This window comes from Thermolongibacillus altinsuensis (genome assembly GCF_004341205.1).
Lineage (GTDB): Bacteria > Bacillota > Bacilli > Bacillales > Anoxybacillaceae > Thermolongibacillus > Thermolongibacillus altinsuensis.
Genome location: NZ_SLUL01000008.1, coordinates 103,958 through 123,504, shown reverse-complemented (window position 1 = coordinate 123,504; position 19,547 = coordinate 103,958). Strand labels below are relative to the sequence as shown.

At 40.9% G+C, this 19,547-nt stretch carries 18 protein-coding genes; 16 read left to right on the top strand and 2 right to left on the bottom strand.

Annotated features, from left to right (window positions below; genetic code table 11):
- Positions 1-60 precede the first annotated feature (60 nt).
- From EDD69_RS09260 to EDD69_RS09250, 3 genes are all read left to right on the top strand, one after another.
- Complete coding sequence (locus EDD69_RS09260) at positions 61-651, top strand: helix-hairpin-helix domain-containing protein (protein ID WP_132948679.1); 591 nt, start codon at positions 61-63, stop codon at positions 649-651.
- A gap of 72 nt (positions 652-723) precedes the next feature.
- Positions 724-1,185 carry a ComE operon protein 2 gene (locus tag EDD69_RS09255; RefSeq protein WP_132948678.1) on the top strand — a complete coding sequence of 154 codons (462 nt, stop codon included), beginning with the start codon at positions 724-726 and terminating at the stop codon, positions 1,183-1,185.
- Between the two features lie 41 nt (positions 1,186-1,226).
- A complete protein-coding gene (locus tag EDD69_RS09250; protein ID WP_243643085.1) occupies positions 1,227-3,524 on the top strand; it encodes a DNA internalization-related competence protein ComEC/Rec2 in 2,298 nt (765 codons plus the stop codon).
- A gap of 62 nt (positions 3,525-3,586) precedes the next feature.
- Here EDD69_RS09250 and EDD69_RS09245 read toward each other — a convergent pair whose 3' ends face one another.
- On the bottom strand, positions 3,587-3,721 hold the full coding sequence (locus EDD69_RS09245; RefSeq protein ID WP_132948676.1) for a YqzM family protein: 135 nt from the start codon (positions 3,719-3,721) through the stop codon (positions 3,587-3,589).
- 275 nt (positions 3,722-3,996) lie between these two features.
- Here EDD69_RS09245 and holA point away from each other — a divergent pair, with 275 nt between their 5' ends.
- Complete coding sequence (gene holA / locus EDD69_RS09240; RefSeq protein WP_243643084.1) at positions 3,997-4,968, top strand: DNA polymerase III subunit delta; 972 nt, start codon at positions 3,997-3,999, stop codon at positions 4,966-4,968.
- A gap of 22 nt (positions 4,969-4,990) precedes the next feature.
- Here the strand turns inward: holA and rpsT are convergent, their stop codons facing one another.
- Positions 4,991-5,257 carry a 30S ribosomal protein S20 gene (rpsT, locus tag EDD69_RS09235; protein ID WP_132948674.1) on the bottom strand — a complete coding sequence of 89 codons (267 nt, stop codon included), beginning with the start codon at positions 5,255-5,257 and terminating at the stop codon, positions 4,991-4,993.
- Positions 5,258-5,544: 287 nt separating this feature from the next.
- Between rpsT and gpr the strand changes: the two genes are divergently transcribed.
- From gpr to mtaB, 12 genes are all read left to right on the top strand, one after another.
- Positions 5,545-6,663, top strand: a complete 1,119-nt coding sequence (gpr, locus tag EDD69_RS09230) for a GPR endopeptidase (RefSeq protein ID WP_132948673.1) — start codon at positions 5,545-5,547, stop codon at positions 6,661-6,663.
- Between the two features lie 68 nt (positions 6,664-6,731).
- Positions 6,732-7,916 carry a stage II sporulation protein P gene (gene spoIIP / locus EDD69_RS09225; protein WP_132948672.1) on the top strand — a complete coding sequence of 395 codons (1,185 nt, stop codon included), beginning with the start codon at positions 6,732-6,734 and terminating at the stop codon, positions 7,914-7,916.
- 13 nt (positions 7,917-7,929) lie between these two features.
- Complete coding sequence (locus EDD69_RS09220) at positions 7,930-8,343, top strand: YqxA family protein (protein ID WP_132948671.1); 414 nt, start codon at positions 7,930-7,932, stop codon at positions 8,341-8,343.
- 103 nt (positions 8,344-8,446) lie between these two features.
- Positions 8,447-10,273 carry a translation elongation factor 4 gene (gene lepA, locus EDD69_RS09215; protein ID WP_132948670.1) on the top strand — a complete coding sequence of 609 codons (1,827 nt, stop codon included), beginning with the start codon at positions 8,447-8,449 and terminating at the stop codon, positions 10,271-10,273.
- Positions 10,274-10,323: 50 nt separating this feature from the next.
- Positions 10,324-11,490 (top strand): radical SAM family heme chaperone HemW, encoded by a 1,167-nt coding sequence (gene hemW / locus EDD69_RS09210; protein ID WP_132948669.1) that lies wholly within the window; start codon positions 10,324-10,326, stop codon positions 11,488-11,490.
- A 67-nt stretch (positions 11,491-11,557) separates the two neighbouring features.
- Complete coding sequence (gene hrcA, locus EDD69_RS09205; protein ID WP_132948668.1) at positions 11,558-12,598, top strand: heat-inducible transcriptional repressor HrcA; 1,041 nt, start codon at positions 11,558-11,560, stop codon at positions 12,596-12,598.
- Positions 12,599-12,686: 88 nt separating this feature from the next.
- Positions 12,687-13,295, top strand: a complete 609-nt coding sequence (grpE, locus tag EDD69_RS09200; RefSeq protein ID WP_132948667.1) for a nucleotide exchange factor GrpE — start codon at positions 12,687-12,689, stop codon at positions 13,293-13,295.
- A 19-nt stretch (positions 13,296-13,314) separates the two neighbouring features.
- Entirely contained in the window at positions 13,315-15,147 is a 1,833-nt protein-coding gene (dnaK, locus tag EDD69_RS09195) for a molecular chaperone DnaK (RefSeq protein ID WP_132948666.1), read from the top strand.
- Positions 15,148-15,282: 135 nt separating this feature from the next.
- The gene (gene dnaJ / locus EDD69_RS09190) at positions 15,283-16,407 is read left to right on the top strand and encodes a molecular chaperone DnaJ (protein ID WP_132948665.1); all 1,125 of its coding nucleotides are present in this window, start codon (positions 15,283-15,285) and stop codon (positions 16,405-16,407) included.
- A 24-nt stretch (positions 16,408-16,431) separates the two neighbouring features.
- Positions 16,432-17,370 carry a 50S ribosomal protein L11 methyltransferase gene (gene prmA, locus EDD69_RS09185; RefSeq protein ID WP_132948703.1) on the top strand — a complete coding sequence of 313 codons (939 nt, stop codon included), beginning with the start codon at positions 16,432-16,434 and terminating at the stop codon, positions 17,368-17,370.
- Between the two features lie 14 nt (positions 17,371-17,384).
- Positions 17,385-18,134: a 16S rRNA (uracil(1498)-N(3))-methyltransferase gene (locus tag EDD69_RS09180; protein ID WP_132948664.1), complete on the top strand. Its 750-nt coding sequence runs from the start codon at positions 17,385-17,387 to the stop codon at positions 18,132-18,134.
- 10 nt (positions 18,135-18,144) lie between these two features.
- Positions 18,145-19,497 (top strand): tRNA (N(6)-L-threonylcarbamoyladenosine(37)-C(2))-methylthiotransferase MtaB, encoded by a 1,353-nt coding sequence (gene mtaB / locus EDD69_RS09175; protein ID WP_132948663.1) that lies wholly within the window; start codon positions 18,145-18,147, stop codon positions 19,495-19,497.
- The last annotated feature ends 50 nt before the right edge of the window (positions 19,498-19,547 follow it).

Below are 19,547 nucleotides of genomic sequence, written 5' to 3'. Positions count from 1 at the left end.
ACTGTTTCCTATAAATCATATGTATGCTTTTATTCATTCGTTTATGAAAGGATGAAGAGAATGAAGTGGATAAAAAAATATGAACGATGGCTATATATAGGCGGAATGGTGCTAACAGCGTTCATTTTTTTCTGGATCAACAAGGACAGCGAAAAAGAAATGATTTCTCCGCCGATTGAGAATGAAACGGCTGAATCAGTTGAAGCGGAAGCGAAGCCGTTAACGGTTTTTGTTGATGTCAAAGGAGCAGTTGTACACGAAGGAGTTTATGAAGTGGATGAATCGAGCCGAATAAAAGATGTCATTCAATTGGCAGGAGGATTTACGGAAGAGGCCGACCGTACGAAAGTGAATTTAGCTGCGAAAGTTCAAGACGAAATGATGGTTTATGTCCCAAAGAAAGGAGAAGAAACGCCGACGGTCATGAGTGAACAAACGACCGCTGCTGGAAATGAGAAAAAAGTGAATATTAATACAGCAACAGCCGAAGAATTGCAAACGTTATCGGGAATCGGTCCAGCAAAAGCGGATGCGATTATCGCTTATCGGGAAGAAAATGGTCCGTTTCAAAAAATAGAAGATCTACTAAATGTGAGCGGGATTGGCGAAAAATCGCTGGAGAAGATCAAAGAGCAAATTATCGTGAAATGAAATTGACGAATGCTTTGCATCCTCGCTAAACTAAAAGCATATTGGACAAATCTGGGGAGAGGAGCGATGAGGATGGAACGGATTACATGGGATCAATATTTCATGGCGCAAAGCCATTTGCTTGCGCTGCGCAGCACATGTACACGCCTGGCGGTTGGTGCGACGATTGTGCGCGATAAACGAATTATTGCAGGCGGATATAACGGCTCGATCGCAGGCGGGGCTCATTGCACCGATGAAGGATGTTACGTTATTGACAATCATTGTATGCGTACCATTCATGCAGAAATGAATGCGATTTTACAATGCGCGAAATTTGGAATTCCGACAGAAGGTGCAGAAATCTATGTCACTCATTTCCCGTGTTTGCATTGTTGCAAGGCGATCATTCAAAGCGGCATTAAAGCGGTATACTATGCGCAAGATTACAAAAACCACCCGTTTGCGCTCGAGTTGTTTCAACAAGCGAACGTGCTTGTGAAACAAGTTCCGTTTGATATTGAAAACATTTATTTATTTTTACAGAAGCGATAAGCGGCTGCTTTCTCAACAGCCGCTTTCGTGAAATGAGGTGGGTGAAAATAAAGGGAAATGGTTTGTATTTCGCTTTCGCAGCGATTTGTGGGATCGCCTCTTTACTGGCTGAGACGGCATGGCTAGCGGGAATCGGTTCGTGTTTGTATGGATTGTTTATCATTTTGCGAAAAAGAAACATTTTTCCTTTTTGCACGCTTGTATTCATTGTTTTTTTCGCGCTCAGTTTCGTTGCTGAACAACGAAATGTCACTTCCTTCTCTTCAAACCAAACCTCTTTTTATGTCCGCATCATTTCCCCTGTTCAAATCGATGGAGATCAGCTAAAGACAACTGTTCGCTCCGGCCGAGAGAAGCTTCAACTCATTTATCGACTATCGTCTGAACATGAACAGGCGCAATGGCAACGACTGTCCATTGGCATGAATTGTTCGTTTACAGGGCAGTTGGAAAAACCGAAGCGCGCAACGAATCCGTATGCGTTTGATTATCAGCAATATTTATATCGGCAGCGAATCCATTGGCTCGTTAAGCCCAATCATCTTGATATGGCGCATTGTCACCGATCGCCCCTTTCGTTGATCGAACAACTGCAAGTGGCTCGACAAAAAGGAATTGATTATATTCGCGCGCATTTTCCTAACGAAGCATCTGGATTTGTTCAAGCGCTTATTTATGGAGAAAGGCGTGATATCGACCCGTCGTTGATGAGTGATTATCAAACGTTAGGGCTTATTCATCTGTTGGCGATTTCGGGGTTGCATATTACGCTGTTAACAGGCGGATGTTTTTATATTTTGATTCGTCTGGGAGTAACAAGGGAACGAGCAGGAACGATTTTGATTGTTCTTCTGCCATTTTATGTTGTTGTTGCAGGAGGAGCTCCCTCTGTTGTGCGCGCTTCATTAATGGGGTTATTCGTGTTAATAGCGATGAAAAGAAATTTTTCGTTAAGCGCGCTTGATGCTGTCAGTCTCGCATGTTTAGTGATGCTTGCAAAAGATCCTTATACGCTATTTCATATTGGCTTTCAGCTTTCGTTTATTGTATCCGCTTCGCTTATTTTATCTTCCTCCATCATTTCAAAAGAAAATTCGACGTTTAAGCAGCTTTTTCTTACATCGCTCATTTCCCAACTGAGCGCATGGCCGCTTTTATTGTACCACTTTTATGAAATTTCTCTTTTATCCATCCCGCTTAATGTATTGTTTGTTCCGCTTTATTCATTGCTGATTTTGCCTCTTTCTCTTTTCTCCTTTTTTATTCATTTATTACTTCCGAAAGCGGGTTTATGGATCATTTTCTTGCTAACAAAGATATTAAATATAACAAACGATGTGGTAGAAATGATTTCAACCATTGAATGGTTTACATTGTCGTTAGGCCGACCGCCTGTATGGTTAGTTGTTTTTTACTATGTTGTGATTTTCTTTTTTTTCGTTTGTCTTGAAAAAAAGGTTCGTCATCGTTTGCATTGGTATGCGTTTGGCTTTGTCACTTTTCTTCATTTCGCGTTTCCTTTTCTTAACCCAGTTGGGGAAGTGGTCATGCTTGATGTTGGGCAAGGCGATTGCATTTATATCGAGCTTCCGTACAGGAAGGCTGTTTATTTAATTGATACAGGCGGGACGTTTTTGTTTTCTGAAGAAAAATGGAAAAAACGTCAAAATGAATTTGATATTGGGGAAGATGTCGTTGTTCCGTTTTTGAAGGCAAAAGGAGTGCGAACGCTTGATAAGCTCATTTTGACGCATGGCGACTACGATCATGTAGGGGCGGCAGAAACAGTTCTTCATTCGTTGAATGTCCGCGAACTGGTTGTCGGAAAACGAAACGAACGAAATGAACTTGAACAACAAATTGTGAAGCAAGCGAAAAAACAAAACATCCTCGTTCGAGAAGTGGGGAGAGGAGATCGTTGGAAAGTGAACGATGCCATCTTTTACGTTCTTTCTCCGAATGGAGAAGAAAAAGGGACGAATGATGGTTCCATTGTTCTTTATGTGCAAATGGGGGGAGCTCGTTGGCTATTTACGGGTGATTTAGAGGAGGGAGGAGAGCAGCGCATTACTTCAACTTTTTCAGCTTTACCGGTCGATATTTTAAAAGTGGGGCATCACGGAAGTCGAACATCGACTTCACAACCATTTTTAACGCATATTCATCCAACGGTGGCTCTGATTTCGGTTGGGCGAAATAATCGTTATCATCATCCTCACGGCGATGTTATTGAGCGGTTGCAACAAAAACGTGTAACGATTTTTCGTACCGACGAGCATGGAGCCATTCAAATTCGTTACAGAAAAAAGATAAGCACCTTTACGACGTTTCCGCCATAAAATACAGCAAATAAAAAAGAGACTGCACGCGGCAATCTCTTTCATTGGCGTTATGTAAACGATTACGCGCCAAAAAATTTAACGAGCGTAGCAATGATGAACATCGTTGCAAAAAAACCGAACGATACGATAAAGCCAACTGCTGAATCGACTGCATCGTTTCGATTACATTGGATGTTTTTTTCAAATTCGTTCATGACCATCCCTCCTATTTTTTCACTTTTAGTATAAGGGAAAAAGGAGAAAAAATCTATATTGCTTTGTTATTGTTGACAAGAGTTGTCACAAATAGTTCGCATCGTACGGGAAAACATAAAGATACCGTTAGACAATAAGGCTCCTAGGACTTATTGTCCAACGTTTAAATAAATGGGAGTCGGTTTTTCTCGTCGACCGATTCCCTTGTAAAATATATAAAAACATTGTATGTTCTTTATGGAAGCTGGTCGAACAAAGAATGGAGACGAGAAAAATGGAACCATTATATTTATTGTATGGAACGGAACATTTTTTAATAAAAGAAGCGTATGAACGATTAATCAAAAAGGCGTTATCGGAAGAAGAAAGGGAGTTTAATTTATGTACATACGATTGTGAAGAAACGCCGATCGAATTGGCGTTGGAAGACGCTGAAACGCTTCCTTTCTTCGGAGAACGAAAAGTGGTGCTCATTAAAAACCCTTTTTTTCTTACCGCAGAAAAAGGAAAAGAGAAAGTGGAACATGACTTAAAAAAATTAGAGGCATATATTGAGCAGCCATCTCCTTTTTCTGTTGTTATTTTTGTTGGCTTTTACGATAAATTGGATGAGCGAAAAAAAATAACGAAAATGCTGTTAAAAACGGCCAACGTATTCGTTGCTAATCCGTTAAACGAAAAAGAATTGAAAGAATGGATTCGGGGGAGTTGCCGCATTGACGATGAAGGAGTGGAGGCTCTTTTAAAGCTGGCTGGTACGGACTTGATGACATTAGCGAATGAAATTGAAAAACTGACACTATTTGTCGGTGACCGCACGATTACAGCCAAAGATGTCTATTCCCTTGTTGCCCGGTCGTTAGAGCAAAATATATTTGTTTTAATTGAACAAGTTGTTGCTCGCGATTTATCTGCGGCGTTGCGCACGCTCTACGATTTATTGCGCCAAAATGAAGAACCGATTAAAATTTTAGCGCTGCTTGCAAGCCAATTTCGCCTTATTTATCAAGTGAAGGAATTAATGAAAAAAGGGTACGGACAACAACAGATTGCTTCAATGTTAAAAGTTCATCCGTTTCGTGTGAAAGTAGCAGCGGGATATGCGAAAGGATTTTCAGAAAATGAGCTTATGGATATTATGAATGAATTGGCGGAAGCGGATTACCGAATGAAAAGCAGCGGAATAGACAAACAATTGATTTTAGAGTTATTTTTTATGAAGTTGCAAAATAAAAAAGAGGCTTGAGCCTCTTTTTTATTTTTGGATGTTACGCAGTAATGCTGTTTAATTTTTTCGCTAAGCGAGATTTGTAGCGGCTAGCTGTATTTTTATGAATTAAACCTTTGCTAGCAGCTTTGTCGATTTTTTTAGAAGCTAAAATGAACGCTTCTTGTGCTTTTTCGACATCTTTTAATTCAACAAGCGCTTCAAATTTTTTAATCGCTGTACGCATTGCAGATTTCATTGATGCGTTTTGTGCGCGACGTTTATTGCTTGTTTTTACACGTTTAATCGCAGATTTAATATTTGGCATCCTTTTCACCTCCGTCAAACCATCGGAAATATATACGTTCAATATGCGACAGTTCAATGAACAATGAGAACAAGTGATATTCTACCAAACAGAACTTAATTATGCAATAGTTCGCGGCATAAAAGTGTGAGTCAAGTTTTTAGAGATCCTTCCCCCTTCGTTTTTCTGACACGGTCTGCCAAAAAAACACCTTCCCATAACCATTTTACTCCATAAAAGCATGAATGGTATGGAAAGGGAAAAAGATGGGAAAACCAATAATAAAACAAGTTGGAGGGTATAAAGAAATGGAACAACCGTTAGATTTGCGCCCGTATTCGATTCGGACCGATTTAGCAATTGAAGCGCACGAAATTGCATTAGAAGAACGTTTACAACAAAAAAAACAAACATCCTCTGAAATCGAAGGAGTCATTATTCAAGACCGAGAGCAAGATGGCATTCGCCTTTCTTATGTTGAAGTAACCGAAAAAGGTGCACAATCGATCGGCAAAAAGGCAGGAAAATATTTGACGATTGAAGCGCAAGGAATTCGAGAGCAAGATACGCAATTGCAACAAAAAGTGGAAGCGTTATTCGCGAAAGAATTTTATGCATTTTTGCAAAAGCTTCAAATTCGTGAAGATGCGAGTTGTCTCGTTGTCGGATTAGGAAACGCACAAGTGACTCCAGATGCGCTTGGACCTATTGCGATCTCAAATTTAGTTGTCACACGTCACTTATTTCATCTGCAGCCTGAAAGCGTTCAAGAAGGATTTCGTCCAGTGAGCGCGATTGCTCCAGGAGTCATGGGGATGACGGGCATTGAAACGAGCGACATTATTCATGGGATTATCGAAAAAACAAAGCCCGATTTCATTATTGCGATCGATGCGCTAGCGGCTCGATCGATCGAGCGTGTCAATGCGACCATTCAAATTTCGGACACGGGCATTCACCCGGGTTCAGGTGTAGGAAATAAGCGAAAGGAATTAAGTAAAGATACGCTTGGAATCCCTGTCATTGCGATTGGGGTACCGACCGTTGTTGATGCCGTTTCGATTACAAGCGATACGATTGACTTTTTATTAAAGCATTTTGGAAGAGAAATGAGAGAAGGAAAAAAGCCGGCAAGCGCTCTCGCCCCTTCTAGCTTCGTGTTTGGAAAGAAAAAGAAATTAACGGAAGAAGATTTACCGTCGGAGTCGCAACGATCGGTTTTTTTAGGAATGATTGGAACGTTGAGCGATGATGAAAAGCGACGCTTAATTCACGAAGTTCTCGCCCCTCTTGGCCATAATTTAATGGTGACGCCGAAAGAAGTGGACGTATTTATTGAAGATATGGCCAACCTTCTTGCGAGCGGATTAAACGCTGCGCTTCATCACCAAATTGATCAATATAACACAGGGGCGTATACACACTAATGAGTTCTATGTTTCAAAGCTTCGTCATATTGTTACATTAGGTAGACAAGCTTTGAAAGGGTGAGACGATGAAATCGATTCGTTCTCGGCAAATGATCGTGACCGTAAATGGGACAAGTTTAAAAAAAATGATTTTATTATTGTTATTTATTTTTATGGTCACATTGACTATGGTTGCCATGATGACATCGTTAAAACCGGAGTATCGCATTTCTTCTTCTTCGATTCATCATGTAACGAACCATTTTTCAACCGAGTCGCTTGTTCATTTGCTTGCGTTTGAGAATCACTATTTTAAGCAAATATTGCCAGAGGATCGAAAAACATTGAAATATTCAAATTATTTTTTTGAAATGTTAACAAGCATTAATCCAAATGATCCGCGCAGTTTGCTTGGCAGAGAGCTTCCCGGATTTTCGTTGTACGATAGTGAAATTATTTTAGCTGGAGAAGGAACAAACTATACAAACATTCCTTATGAATCTTCACCGCCGCTTGAAGTGTTATTAGCCGAACGCGAAGCGGCATCCGAAAATTTAGAAGAGGAGGAAGCTCCATCTGCTCCGCCATCGCTGACAACAAACGGGAAAAAAGTTGTTTATATTTATCACACCCATACGCAAGAATCGTATTTGCCTGCTTTAAAGAGCGTAACCAATCCGAATTTTGCTCATCACCCAACGATGAACGTAACAAAAGTCGGGAAAAAATTAGCGGAAGAATTGGAAAAAAGAGGGATTGGCGCCGTTGTTGACACAACAGACTTTATTAGCAAGTTGTTGAAAAATAAGATGGAATACTATCAAGCTTACGATGTTTCAAGAAATGCCGTGGTTCAAGCGATGGCTACCCATCGCGATGTCAAGTACTTAATCGATATTCATCGCGACTCTAGACGGCGCAATGCTACGACGGTCACGATTAACGGAGTCGATTATGCAAGGGTATCCTTTATTATCGGAGGAGAAAACGCGAAATATCAAAAAAATTTGCAAGTCGTGACGGAATTGCATCAGTTGCTTGAAAAAAAATATCCGGGTTTAAGTCGAGGCACGTTTGAGAAAAAGGGAGTAGGGACAAATGGAAAATTCAATCAAGATTTATCGGAAAATGCGATTTTAATTGAGTTTGGCGGCGTTGATAACAATTTTAATGAGCTGTATCGAACGGCTGCCGCAGTCGCGGATGTATTTAGCGAATATTATTGGCAAGCAGAAAAAGTGAATGCGAACACTCCAGCACAAAAGCAGTAATGGGTGAACGAGGATGATTAAATTTACGATTCAATTTTTATTAACGCTTGTGATTTTTTTGTTCGGTGTTTTGCTAGGGATGCAACAAGCAAATGAAGGAATGATGAAAATGAAGGGATACAAAGATCCGGATTTTCAAGAAGTTTTTCATATTTCGAAAGAAGAAACGGTTCTATTTGGGCAGTCGATTGAAGAAAAAAAGGAGCAGTTGCAACGGATGGAAACATTGAATATTTTTTCGGAGTTCGGGAAAAAATTAGCCTTTTTCGTTCATTCCGTTGTGCAACAAATGTTTTCGTTGCTCGATCAAGTCGGGAGTGCTTCCCCGGCTTTTTTGTTTTTGACTGAGCAAAATGTTTGTGGAAAGGGAGTTTTTTGGCAGACCGTGGCAGAAAACGAATGGGGAAGGATCTTTCACAAAAACTAAAAAACTAGATTCACACTTTGTTTTTGTATGCATTGAATCTTTGTATTGATGTTGCTATAATCAAATCTAGTGTAGTCCGGCATGTATAGTAGGAGTGAAAAAGATGAATCGTGAGGAAAGATTAAAGAGAAGAGATCGCATTCGTAACTTTTCGATTATTGCTCATATTGACCATGGTAAGTCGACGTTGGCGGATCGCATTCTTGAGAAAACAGGTGCTTTGTCAGAACGCGAAATGAAAGAACAGGCGCTCGATTCGATGGAACTTGAGCGTGAACGCGGAATTACGATTAAGTTGAATGCTGTTCAACTGAAGTATAAAGCAAAAGATGGCGAAGAATACATTTTGCACTTAATCGATACGCCAGGGCACGTCGATTTTACGTATGAAGTATCGCGCAGTTTAGCCGCTTGTGAAGGGGCGATCCTTGTCGTTGATGCTGCGCAAGGAATTGAAGCGCAAACGTTAGCAAATGTGTACTTGGCGTTGGATAATAACCTGGAAATTTTACCGGTTATCAACAAAATTGATTTACCAAGCGCTGAACCAGAACGAGTGCGTCAAGAAATTGAAGATGTGATCGGTTTAGATGCGTCAGAAGCCGTATTAGCTTCGGCGAAAGTAGGAATTGGTATCGATGAAATTTTAGAGCAAATTGTGAAAAAAATCCCTGCTCCAACAGGCGATCCTGATGCACCATTGAGAGCGCTTATTTTTGATTCATTGTATGATTCCTATCGCGGGGTTGTTGCATACATTCGCGTTGTCGATGGAACGGTCAAACCAGGACAAAAAATTAAAATGATGTCGACAGGAAAAGAATTTGAAGTCGTTGAGGTTGGCGTCTTTACGCCAAAACCAAAAGTTGTCGATGAGCTGACCGTCGGCGACGTAGGTTATTTGACGGCATCGATTAAAAATGTAAGCGATACGCGTGTCGGGGATACGATTACCGATGCGGACAATCCAGCAACAGAACCGCTGCCAGGATATCGCCGCTTAAACCCGATGGTCTTTTGCGGCATGTATCCGATCGATACGGCGCGCTACAACGATTTGCGTGAAGCGCTTGAAAAGCTTCAATTAAACGATGCGGCATTGCAATTTGAACCAGAAACGTCGCAAGCGCTTGGATTTGGTTTCCGATGCGGCTTTTTAGGATTGCTTCATATGGAAATTATTCAAGAGCGGATTGAACGCGAATTTAATATCGAAATCATAACAACTGCACCGAGCGTTGTTTATAAAGTATACTTGACCGATGGAACAGAAGTATCTGTCGATAACCCATCCAACATGCCTGATCCGCAAAAAATTGACCGCATCGAAGAACCGTATGTGCGGGCGACGATTATGGTGCCTAATGATTACGTCGGTGCGGTGATGGAACTTTGTCAAAATAAGCGCGGCGTTTTCGGCGATATGCAGTATTTAGATGAAAAGCGCGTTAGCCTAATTTACGAAATTCCGTTGTCCGAAATTGTTTATGACTTCTTCGATACTTTAAAATCAAGCACAAAAGGATATGCTTCATTCGATTATGAACTCATTGGCTATAAACCATCGAAATTAGTGAAAATGGATATTTTACTAAACGGCGAAAAAGTCGATGCATTATCGTTTATTGTTCACCGTGACTCCGCGTATGAGCGCGGAAAAGCGATTGTTGAAAAATTGAAAGACTTAATTCCGCGCCAACAGTTCGAAGTACCTGTTCAAGCGGCGATTGGCAACAAAATTATCGCCCGATCTACCATTAAAGCGCTTCGTAAAAACGTATTAGCAAAATGTTACGGTGGAGACGTCTCCCGCAAGCGTAAATTGCTTGAAAGACAAAAAGAAGGAAAGAAACGAATGAAGCAAGTCGGTTCTGTTGAAGTGCCGCAAGAAGCGTTTATGGCTGTATTAAAAATGGACGATAAAAAATGACCGCAGATTTTTCTGCGGTTTTTTATTAAACCAAAAAGGTGTGAAATACGATGATTCAAGCAGCTTATTTTCATATCCCGTTTTGTGCACAAATTTGTCATTATTGCGATTTCAATAAAGTCTTTTTTCAAAATCAGCCTGTTGATGAATATTTGCAAGCGATGGAAAAAGAAATGAAGCATACAGTCGAAACGTTTCAAATGAACGAACTCCGCACCGTATTTGTCGGCGGGGGAACGCCAACGGTTTTAGAAATGAATCAGCTTGAATATTTTTTATCAAGCATTCATCGTTATTTTTCACTTGCAGAAGATGTTGAATTTACATTTGAAGCCAATCCAGACAACGTCAGCGAAGAGAAATTGCGGCTGTTGAAAGAAGCGGGGGTCAACCGCCTCAGCTTTGGGGTGCAAACATTTGATGATGATTTATTGAAACGGATTGGACGCTCGCATACGAAGAAAGAAGCGATTCAAACGATTGAACTAGCCAAAAAGATCGGTTTTGAAAATATTAACATTGATTTGATGTATGGACTGCCGACGCAAACGTTTCAGCAGCTCAAGGAAACGTTAGACATTGCTTTTTCGCTTGATGTTCAACATTTTTCTGCTTACTCACTCATCATTGAGCCGAAAACGGTGTTTTATAATTTAATGAAAAAAAAGCAACTTTCTTTACCAAGTCAGGAAGAAGAGGCTGAAATGTATGAAGAAATCATGGAACAAATGGAGCGAAACGGATATCATCAATACGAATTAAGCAATTATGCAAAAAAAGGGTTTGAAAGCCGTCATAATTTGACGTATTGGAATAATGAACAATACTACGGAATCGGCGCTGGTGCCCATAGTTATGTAGCGGGGAGAAGAAATGCCAACGCAGGTCCAATAAAAAAATATATCGAACTTGTTGAAGAGAACGGCCTTCCTTATATAGAAAGCCACATGGTCACACGTGTCGAGCAAATGGAAGAAGAAATGTTTCTCGGATTGCGAAAAACAGAAGGAGTATGCAAAAAAGTATTTGAGAAAAAATATGCTTGCTCGATGGAGGATGTATTTGGAAAGCAAATTGAAGAACAAAAACAAAACGGATTGCTTGAGGAAACGAACGATTATATTCGGCTCACACACCGCGGGAAATTGCTTGGAAACGAAGTGTTTCAAGCGTTTATCGGTGCGATCGACAATGAAACAAACCTTGACATCTCATAAACGATCTGATACTTTAATAATAGATTTAGCACTCGGTTAATGAGAGTGCTAACAGAGGTGATGAGCTTTGCTAACAGATCGCCAACTATTAATTTTACAAGTGATTATTGATGATTTTATTCGATCCGCTCAGCCAGTTGGCTCAAGAACGTTATCAAAAAAGGATAAAATTGCGTTTAGCTCTGCGACCATTCGTAATGAAATGGCTGATTTAGAAGAGTTGGGATATATTGAAAAAACGCATATTTCCTCAGGGCGAGTTCCATCGCAAAAAGGGTATCGTTACTATGTTGACCATTTATTGCCGCCTGTCCGTTTAACGAAAGAAGATTTAGCGAAGATTCAATCCATCTTTAACGAGCAAATATATGAACTTGAAAAAATTGTTCAAAAATCAGCGCAAATTTTATCGGATTTAACAAACTATACGACGGTTGTTTTAGGTCCTTCTGTCAAGGATCATAAGCTGAAAACGATTCAAATCGTTCCTTTGAATAAAGAGACGGCAGTCGCTATTATCGTTACAGATACAGGGCATGTTGAAAAACATGTGATTACAATTCCACCGACGATTCATCCATCAGATTTGGAAAAAATGGTTAACATTTTAAATGAACGTCTAATTGGCGTTCCGTTGATTGATCTCAATGAAAAAATATATACGGAAGTAGCCGATGTGCTTCGTGCGCACATTCAAAGCTACGATAGCATTTTAAAAACGATTTCTGCTTCTTTAGATTTAGATTTAAACGCTCCCGCCCAAATGTTTTTCGGCGGAAAGATGAACATGCTTCGTCAACCAGAGTTTAGCGATATTGAAAAAGTACGTTCTCTTATGAACATTATCGAACAAGAAAAAGAATTTTACCGTTTGTTGCGCAAACACCAACAGCAGGGAATTCAAGTGAAAATCGGGAAAGAAAACGAAGTAAAAGGAATGGAAGATTGTAGCTTAATTACAGCCACATACTCGGTTGGCGATGAAAAACTAGGAACGATTGCCGTTCTCGGTCCGACACGAATGGAATATTCACGCGTGATTTCCATTTTAAATCGGGTCGCCTCTGATTTATCAAACGTCTTGACCCAATGGTATCAAAAGTATTAGCAGTGTCAATATTATGTTAATGATGGATGGGGTATGCATCCTATGCATCCCCATCCAATTTTAAGGCTTTTAAGGGAGGTGAGAAACAATGGAGAAAGAAAAAGAACAAAATACATATGCACAACCAACTGAAACAAAAACTGAAGAAATCGTTTCAGAAGAAAATCAAGCAGAAACAATGAAGCAAGAAGAGAAAGCAGAAGAGGCTGAAAAAGCAGAAAATGAGAAAGATGAATTGACAGCTGCTTACGAAAAAATCGCTGAATTAGAAGGAAAATTGGCTGAAACGGAAAACCGTTTATTGCGTTTGCATGCCGATTTTGAAAATTTCCGTCGGCGCATGCGTTTAGAATTGGAGGCAGCGGAGAAATATCGTGCGCAAAGTTTAGTAACTGATATTTTACCAGCTTTAGATAATTTTGAGCGCGCGTTGAAGATAGAAGTAGAAGATGAAAAAGCAAAATCTCTTTTACAAGGAATGGAAATGGTTTATCGATCCCTTATGGAAGCTCTGAAAAAAGAAGGGGTCGAAGTGATCGAAGCGGTTGGAAAACCGTTTGATCCACATGTTCATCAAGCAGTTATGCAAGTAGAAGACAGCAACTATGAACCGAATACGGTCGTTGAAGAACTTCAAAAAGGATATAAACTAAAAGACCGTGTGATTCGTCCATCAATGGTCAAAGTAAATCAATAAAGTACGGGAGGGATTATGAATGGGCAAAATTATCGGTATTGACTTAGGTACAACAAACTCTTGCGTAGCCGTTTTAGAAGGCGGTGAACCAAAAGTTATTCCGAACCCAGAAGGAAACCGTACAACTCCTTCTGTTGTTGCGTTCAAAAACGGTGAGCGTCTAATAGGGGAAGTTGCTAAACGCCAAGCTATTACAAACCCTAATACAATCATTTCTATTAAACGTCACATGGGTACGGATTACAAAGTTGAAATTGAAGGAAAGAAATATACACCGCAAGAAATCTCAGCAATGATTTTACAATATTTAAAATCTTATGCAGAAGAATATTTAGGAGAACCAGTTACAGAAGCGGTTATTACTGTTCCTGCTTACTTTAACGATGCACAACGTCAAGCGACAAAAGACGCTGGCCGCATCGCAGGATTAGATGTTAAACGCATCATCAACGAGCCGACAGCTGCTGCATTGGCTTATGGTTTGGACAAAATGGAAGAAGATCAAACGATTCTCGTTTATGACCTTGGTGGCGGTACGTTTGACGTATCGATTCTTGAATTGGGAGACGGTGTATTCGAAGTAAAAGCAACAGCTGGAGATAACCATCTCGGCGGTGACGACTTTGACCAAGTAATCATTGACTATTTAGTAGAAGAGTTCAAAAAAGAACACGGCATCGACTTAACGAAAGATAAAATGGCATTACAGCGCTTAAAAGATGCTGCGGAAAAAGCGAAAAAAGAACTTTCCGGCGTAATGCAAACACAAATTTCCTTGCCGTTTATCAGCGCGAACGAAAACGGTCCGCTTCATTTAGAAATGACGTTGACACGTGCAAAATTTGAAGAATTATCTGCCCATCTTGTTGAACGTACAATGGGACCTGTGCGTCAAGCGTTGAAAGATGCCGGATTAACGCCAGCTGATATCGATAAAGTCATTCTTGTCGGTGGTTCAACACGCATTCCTGCTGTACAAGAAGCAATTAAGAGAGAAATCGGTAAAGAGCCGCATAAAGGGGTTAACCCAGATGAAGTTGTAGCGATCGGTGCTGCGATCCAAGGCGGCGTCATTGCGGGTGATGTGAAAGACGTTGTTCTTCTTGACGTAACACCGCTTTCTCTCGGTATCGAAACGATGGGTGGCGTCTTTACAAAATTGATTGAGCGCAATACGACCATTCCAACAAGCAAATCACAAATTTTCACAACAGCTGCCGATAACCAAACATCGGTTGAAATTCATGTCTTGCAAGGGGAACGTCCGATGGCAGCCGATAACAAAACGCTCGGTCGTTTCCAATTGACGGATATTCCTCCTGCTCCACGCGGCGTACCGCAAATTGAAGTAACGTTCGATATTGACGCAAACGGAATCGTTCATGTTCGCGCGAAAGATTTAGGAACAAATAAAGAACAATCCATTACAATTAAATCTTCTTCAGGCCTTTCTGAAGAGGAAATTCAACGCATGATTAAAGAAGCGGAAGAAAATGCTGAAGCAGACCGCAAGCGTAAAGAAGAAGCGGAACTTCGCAACGAAGCAGACCATCTCGTCTTTACGACAGAAAAAACATTGAAAGAATTTGAAGGCAAAGTAGACGAAGCAGAACTGAAAAAAGCGCAAGAAGCGAAAGATGCATTGAAAGCCGCTTTAGAGAAAAAGGATATCGAAGAAATTCGCGCGAAGAAAAATGCGCTTCAAGAAATCGTTCAACAGCTCTCTGTCAAGCTGTATGAACAAGCGGCAAAACAAGCGCAAGCACAGCAAAGCGCACAAACAGACGGCGCGACGAAAAAAGATGACAACGTTGTTGATGCGGAATTCGAAGAAGTAAAAGACGATAAGTAAAAGAAGTCGAAAAAGTCAAAGTCAGGCCTGTCTTGGCTTTGACTTTTTTGCTATGACGAACATTAAATATATTGCATGAAAAGATAAGACAATGATAAAATTACGTTCATGTGAGTGAATCGGGAGTGGGTGATCATGAGCAAACGAGATTACTATGAAGTTCTCGGTGTCAGCAGAAATGCCACAAAAGATGAAATCAAGAAGGCATATCGAAAGCTATCGAAAAAGTATCATCCAGACGTGAATAAAGAACCCGATGCGGCCGAAAAATTTAAAGAGATTAAAGAAGCGTATGAAGTGTTGATCGATGATCAAAAACGGGCGCATTATGATCAATTCGGACATACCGATCCAAACCAAAACTTCGGCGGATTTGGAAGCAATGTTGATTTTGATTTCGGCGGCTTCGGCGGTTTTGAAGATATTTTCAACAGCTTTTTTGGCGGCAGTCGCCGTCGGAATCCAAACGCTCCGCGCGCAGGAGCAGACTTGCAGTATACGATGCGATTAACGTTTGAAGAAGCTGTTTTTGGAAAAGAGACAGAGATTGAAATTCCTCGTGAGGAAACTTGTGGTACTTGTCACGGTTCAGGTGCAAAACCAGGAACGCGAAAAGAAACGTGTGCACATTGCCACGGCACAGGGCAAATCACAGTCGAACAAGCCACACCGTTTGGGCGAATTGTTAACAGCCGAACTTGCCATTATTGCGGTGGGACAGGGCAATTTATTAAAGAAAAATGTGCAACATGTCGCGGAACTGGCCGCGTGAAGAAGCGGAAGAAGATCCATGTGAAGATTCCAGCAGGTGTTGATGATGGACAACAATTGCGCCTCGCTGGTCAAGGTGAACCGGGTATCAACGGAGGTCCTCCAGGCGATTTATATATTGTGTTCCATGTTGAGCCGCACGAGTTTTTTGAACGAGATGGCGACGATATTTATTGCGAAATGCCAATCACATTTACACAAGCAGCGTTAGGTGGCGAGATTGAAGTGCCAACGCTGTATGGAAAAGTAAAATTAAAAATTCCAGCTGGTACGCAAACAGGAACAAAATTCCGTTTAAAAGGAAAAGGAGTGCCGAATGTGCGCGGCTACGGACAAGGCGATCAGCATATTCGCGTTCGTGTTGTTACGCCTACGAAATTAACCGAAAGACAAAAACAATTGCTGCGTGAATTTGAGCAGATAAGTCAAGGACATCAGCATGAAGATAGCTTTTTTTCAAAAGTAAAAAGAGCGTTTAAAGGAGAGTAATCTTAGGAATGGAGTTGGTAGATGATGAAATGGACGGAAATCAGTATTCATACGACACACGAAGCGATTGAGGCAATTTCAAATATTTTGCATGAAGCGGGTGCCGGCGGGGTTGTCATTGAAGATCCATTTGATCTTATAAAGGAGCATGATACTTCCTACGGGGAAATCTACCAACTCAATCCTGATGATTACCCCGAAGAAGGCGTCATCATTAAAGCGTACTTTCCAGTGAATAGTTTTTTAGGAGAAACGATTGAAGAAATTAAGCAAGCGATTAACAATTTAATGTTGTACGATATTGACTTAGGGAAAAATTCGATCACGATTAGCGAAGTAAACGAAGAAGAATGGGCAACCGCTTGGAAAAAATATTATAATCCGGTCAAAGTTTCTGAAAAGTTTACGATCGTTCCAACTTGGGAAACGTACGAACCTGTTTCGAGCGATGAATTAATCATTGAATTGGATCCTGGTATGGCGTTTGGGACAGGTACGCACCCGACGACGGTGATGTGCATTCAAGCGCTAGAAAAAACGGTGAAAAAAGGTGATACGGTCATTGATGTTGGTACGGGTTCAGGCATTTTAAGCATTGCTGCAGCGATGCTTGGGGCAAAAGAAGTAAGAGCGCTTGATTTAGATCCGATTGCGGTAGACAGCGCGAAGTTGAATGTGAAATTAAATAAAGTGCAGCATATTGTGACTGTATCGCAAAATAATTTACTTGATCGTATTGAAGGGTCTGCCGATATTATTGTTGCCAACATTTTGGCGGAAATTATTCTGCGTTTTGTTGATGATGCTTATCGCCTTTTAAACAGCGGAGGCTTATTCATTACGTCTGGAATTATCCAGACGAAAAAACAAGAAGTAAAAGAAGGATTAATTCGTGCCGGCTTTACGATTGAGGAGACGTTAACGATGGAAGACTGGGTTGCCTTCATCGCAAGAAAAGGATAAAAGAGGGTGTTCGTTTGCAGCAGTATTTTATTTCAAATGAGCAGATTTATGGCGATCGCCTTGATATTCGCGGCGATGATGTTCATCACATTGCGCGTGTGATGAGAATGAACACCGGCGATCGTCTTCTTTGTTGTAACGAAGATGGACAAACCGCTCTCTGTAAAATAGAAGAAATTTCCAATGATTTTGTTCGTTGTCGTATTATAGAATGGATTCAAGTTGATGTTGAGCTTCCTGCCCATGTGTATATCGCAAACGGGTTATTGAAAGGAGACAAATTTGAACTTGTCATCCAAAAAGGAACGGAACTTGGTGCATTTTCGTTCATTCCATTGAAAGCGGCACGTTCTGTTGTAAAGTGGGATGAGAAAAAAGGTGACAAAAAGATCGAGCGATGGCAAAAAATTGCGAAGGAAGCGGCGGAACAATCGCATCGCACGCGCATCCCATCGATTTTTTCTCCTCTTTCGATCGAACAATTGATTGAATGGTCTCGCGACGTTGACTATAAAATCATTGCGTATGAAGAAGAAGCAAAGCGAGGAGAACGGAAGCAATTAAAGAACATATTGCGACAACTGCAACGTGGACAGTCCATTGTCGCTGTGTTCGGTCCTGAGGGAGGCTTTTCTGAGCAGGAAGTGGCTATGTTAAAAGAAAATGGTTTTATTTCTTGCAGTCTCGGTCCGCGTATTTTACGAGCAGAAACGGCTCCGCTTTATTTTCTTTCAGCTGTTTCGTATGAATTGGAATTTAAGTGAGGTGAGAAACATGCCATCTGTTGCTTTTCATACTTTAGGATGCAAAGTGAATCATTATGAGACAGAAGCAATTTGGCAGCTATTTAAACAAGCTGGATATGAACGAAAAGACTTTGACAGTATTGCGGACGTTTATGTCATTAATACATGTACCGTCACGAATACAGGCGATAAAAAAAGCCGTCAAGTGATTCGACGCGCCGTTCGCCGAAATCCGGATGCGGTCATTTGCGTTACAGGTTGCTATGCGCAAACATCTCCAGCCGAAGTGATGGCGATTCCTGGTGTGGATATTGTCATTGGAACGCAAGATCGTGGGAAAATTCTTGAGTATATTGAACAGTTTAAACAACAACGGCAGCCGATTAACGGTGTAAGAAACATTATGAAAACCCGTGTATACGAAGAATTAGATGTGCCTGCTTTTACCGATCGTACGCGTGCATCACTAAAGATTCAAGAAGGCTGCAACAACTTTTGCACGTTCTGTATTATCCCTTGGGCGCGTGGCCTTATGCGTTCGCGCGATCCGAAAGAAGTCATTCGTCAAGCGCAACAATTAGTTGATGCAGGCTATAAAGAAATTGTTTTGACAGGCATTCATACAGGCGGTTATGGCGAAGACATGAAAGATTACAATTTTGCGATGTTATTACGCGACATTGACGAACAAGTAGTTGGATTAAAGCGTCTTCGCATTTCTTCCATTGAGGCAAGTCAAATCACGGATGAAGTGATTGAGGTGTTAAGAAATTCGGATAAAATTGTTCGTCATTTACACATTCCGCTTCAGTCTGGCTCGAATAGCGTGCTGAAACGAATGCGTCGTAAATATACAACCGAATTTTTTGCTGAACGTCTTCAGCGTTTGCGAGAAGTGTTTCCGCAATTGGCGGTAACATCGGATGTCATCGTTGGTTTCCCGGGAGAAACAGAAGAAGAATTTATGGAAACATACAATTTTATTCGCGAACAGCGTTTCTCTGAACTGCATGTGTTCCCTTATTCAAAACGAACAGGTACGCCAGCGGCAAGAATGCCAAATCAAGTAGCTGAAGAGGTAAAAAATGAGCGAGTTCATCGCTTAATCGCCTTATCTGATCAATTAGCGAAAGAGTATGCATCCCAATTTGAAGGGGAAGTGCTTGAAGTGATTCCGGAAGAGCCATATAAAGAAGAGCCAAACAGCGGATTATATGTCGGTTATACAGATAACTACTTAAAAGTGAAATTCCCAGCAACAGAAGAAATGGTTGGAAAATTGGTGAAAGTAAAAATTACAAAAGCGGGCTATCCATACAATGAAGGAGAATTTGTCCGCGTTCTTGATGACGCAGTCGACGAGATGAAAATAAGTTCATAAAAAGCTCGGTTGAGAAACAACCGAGTTTTTTCTTTTCATCATTTGTATAC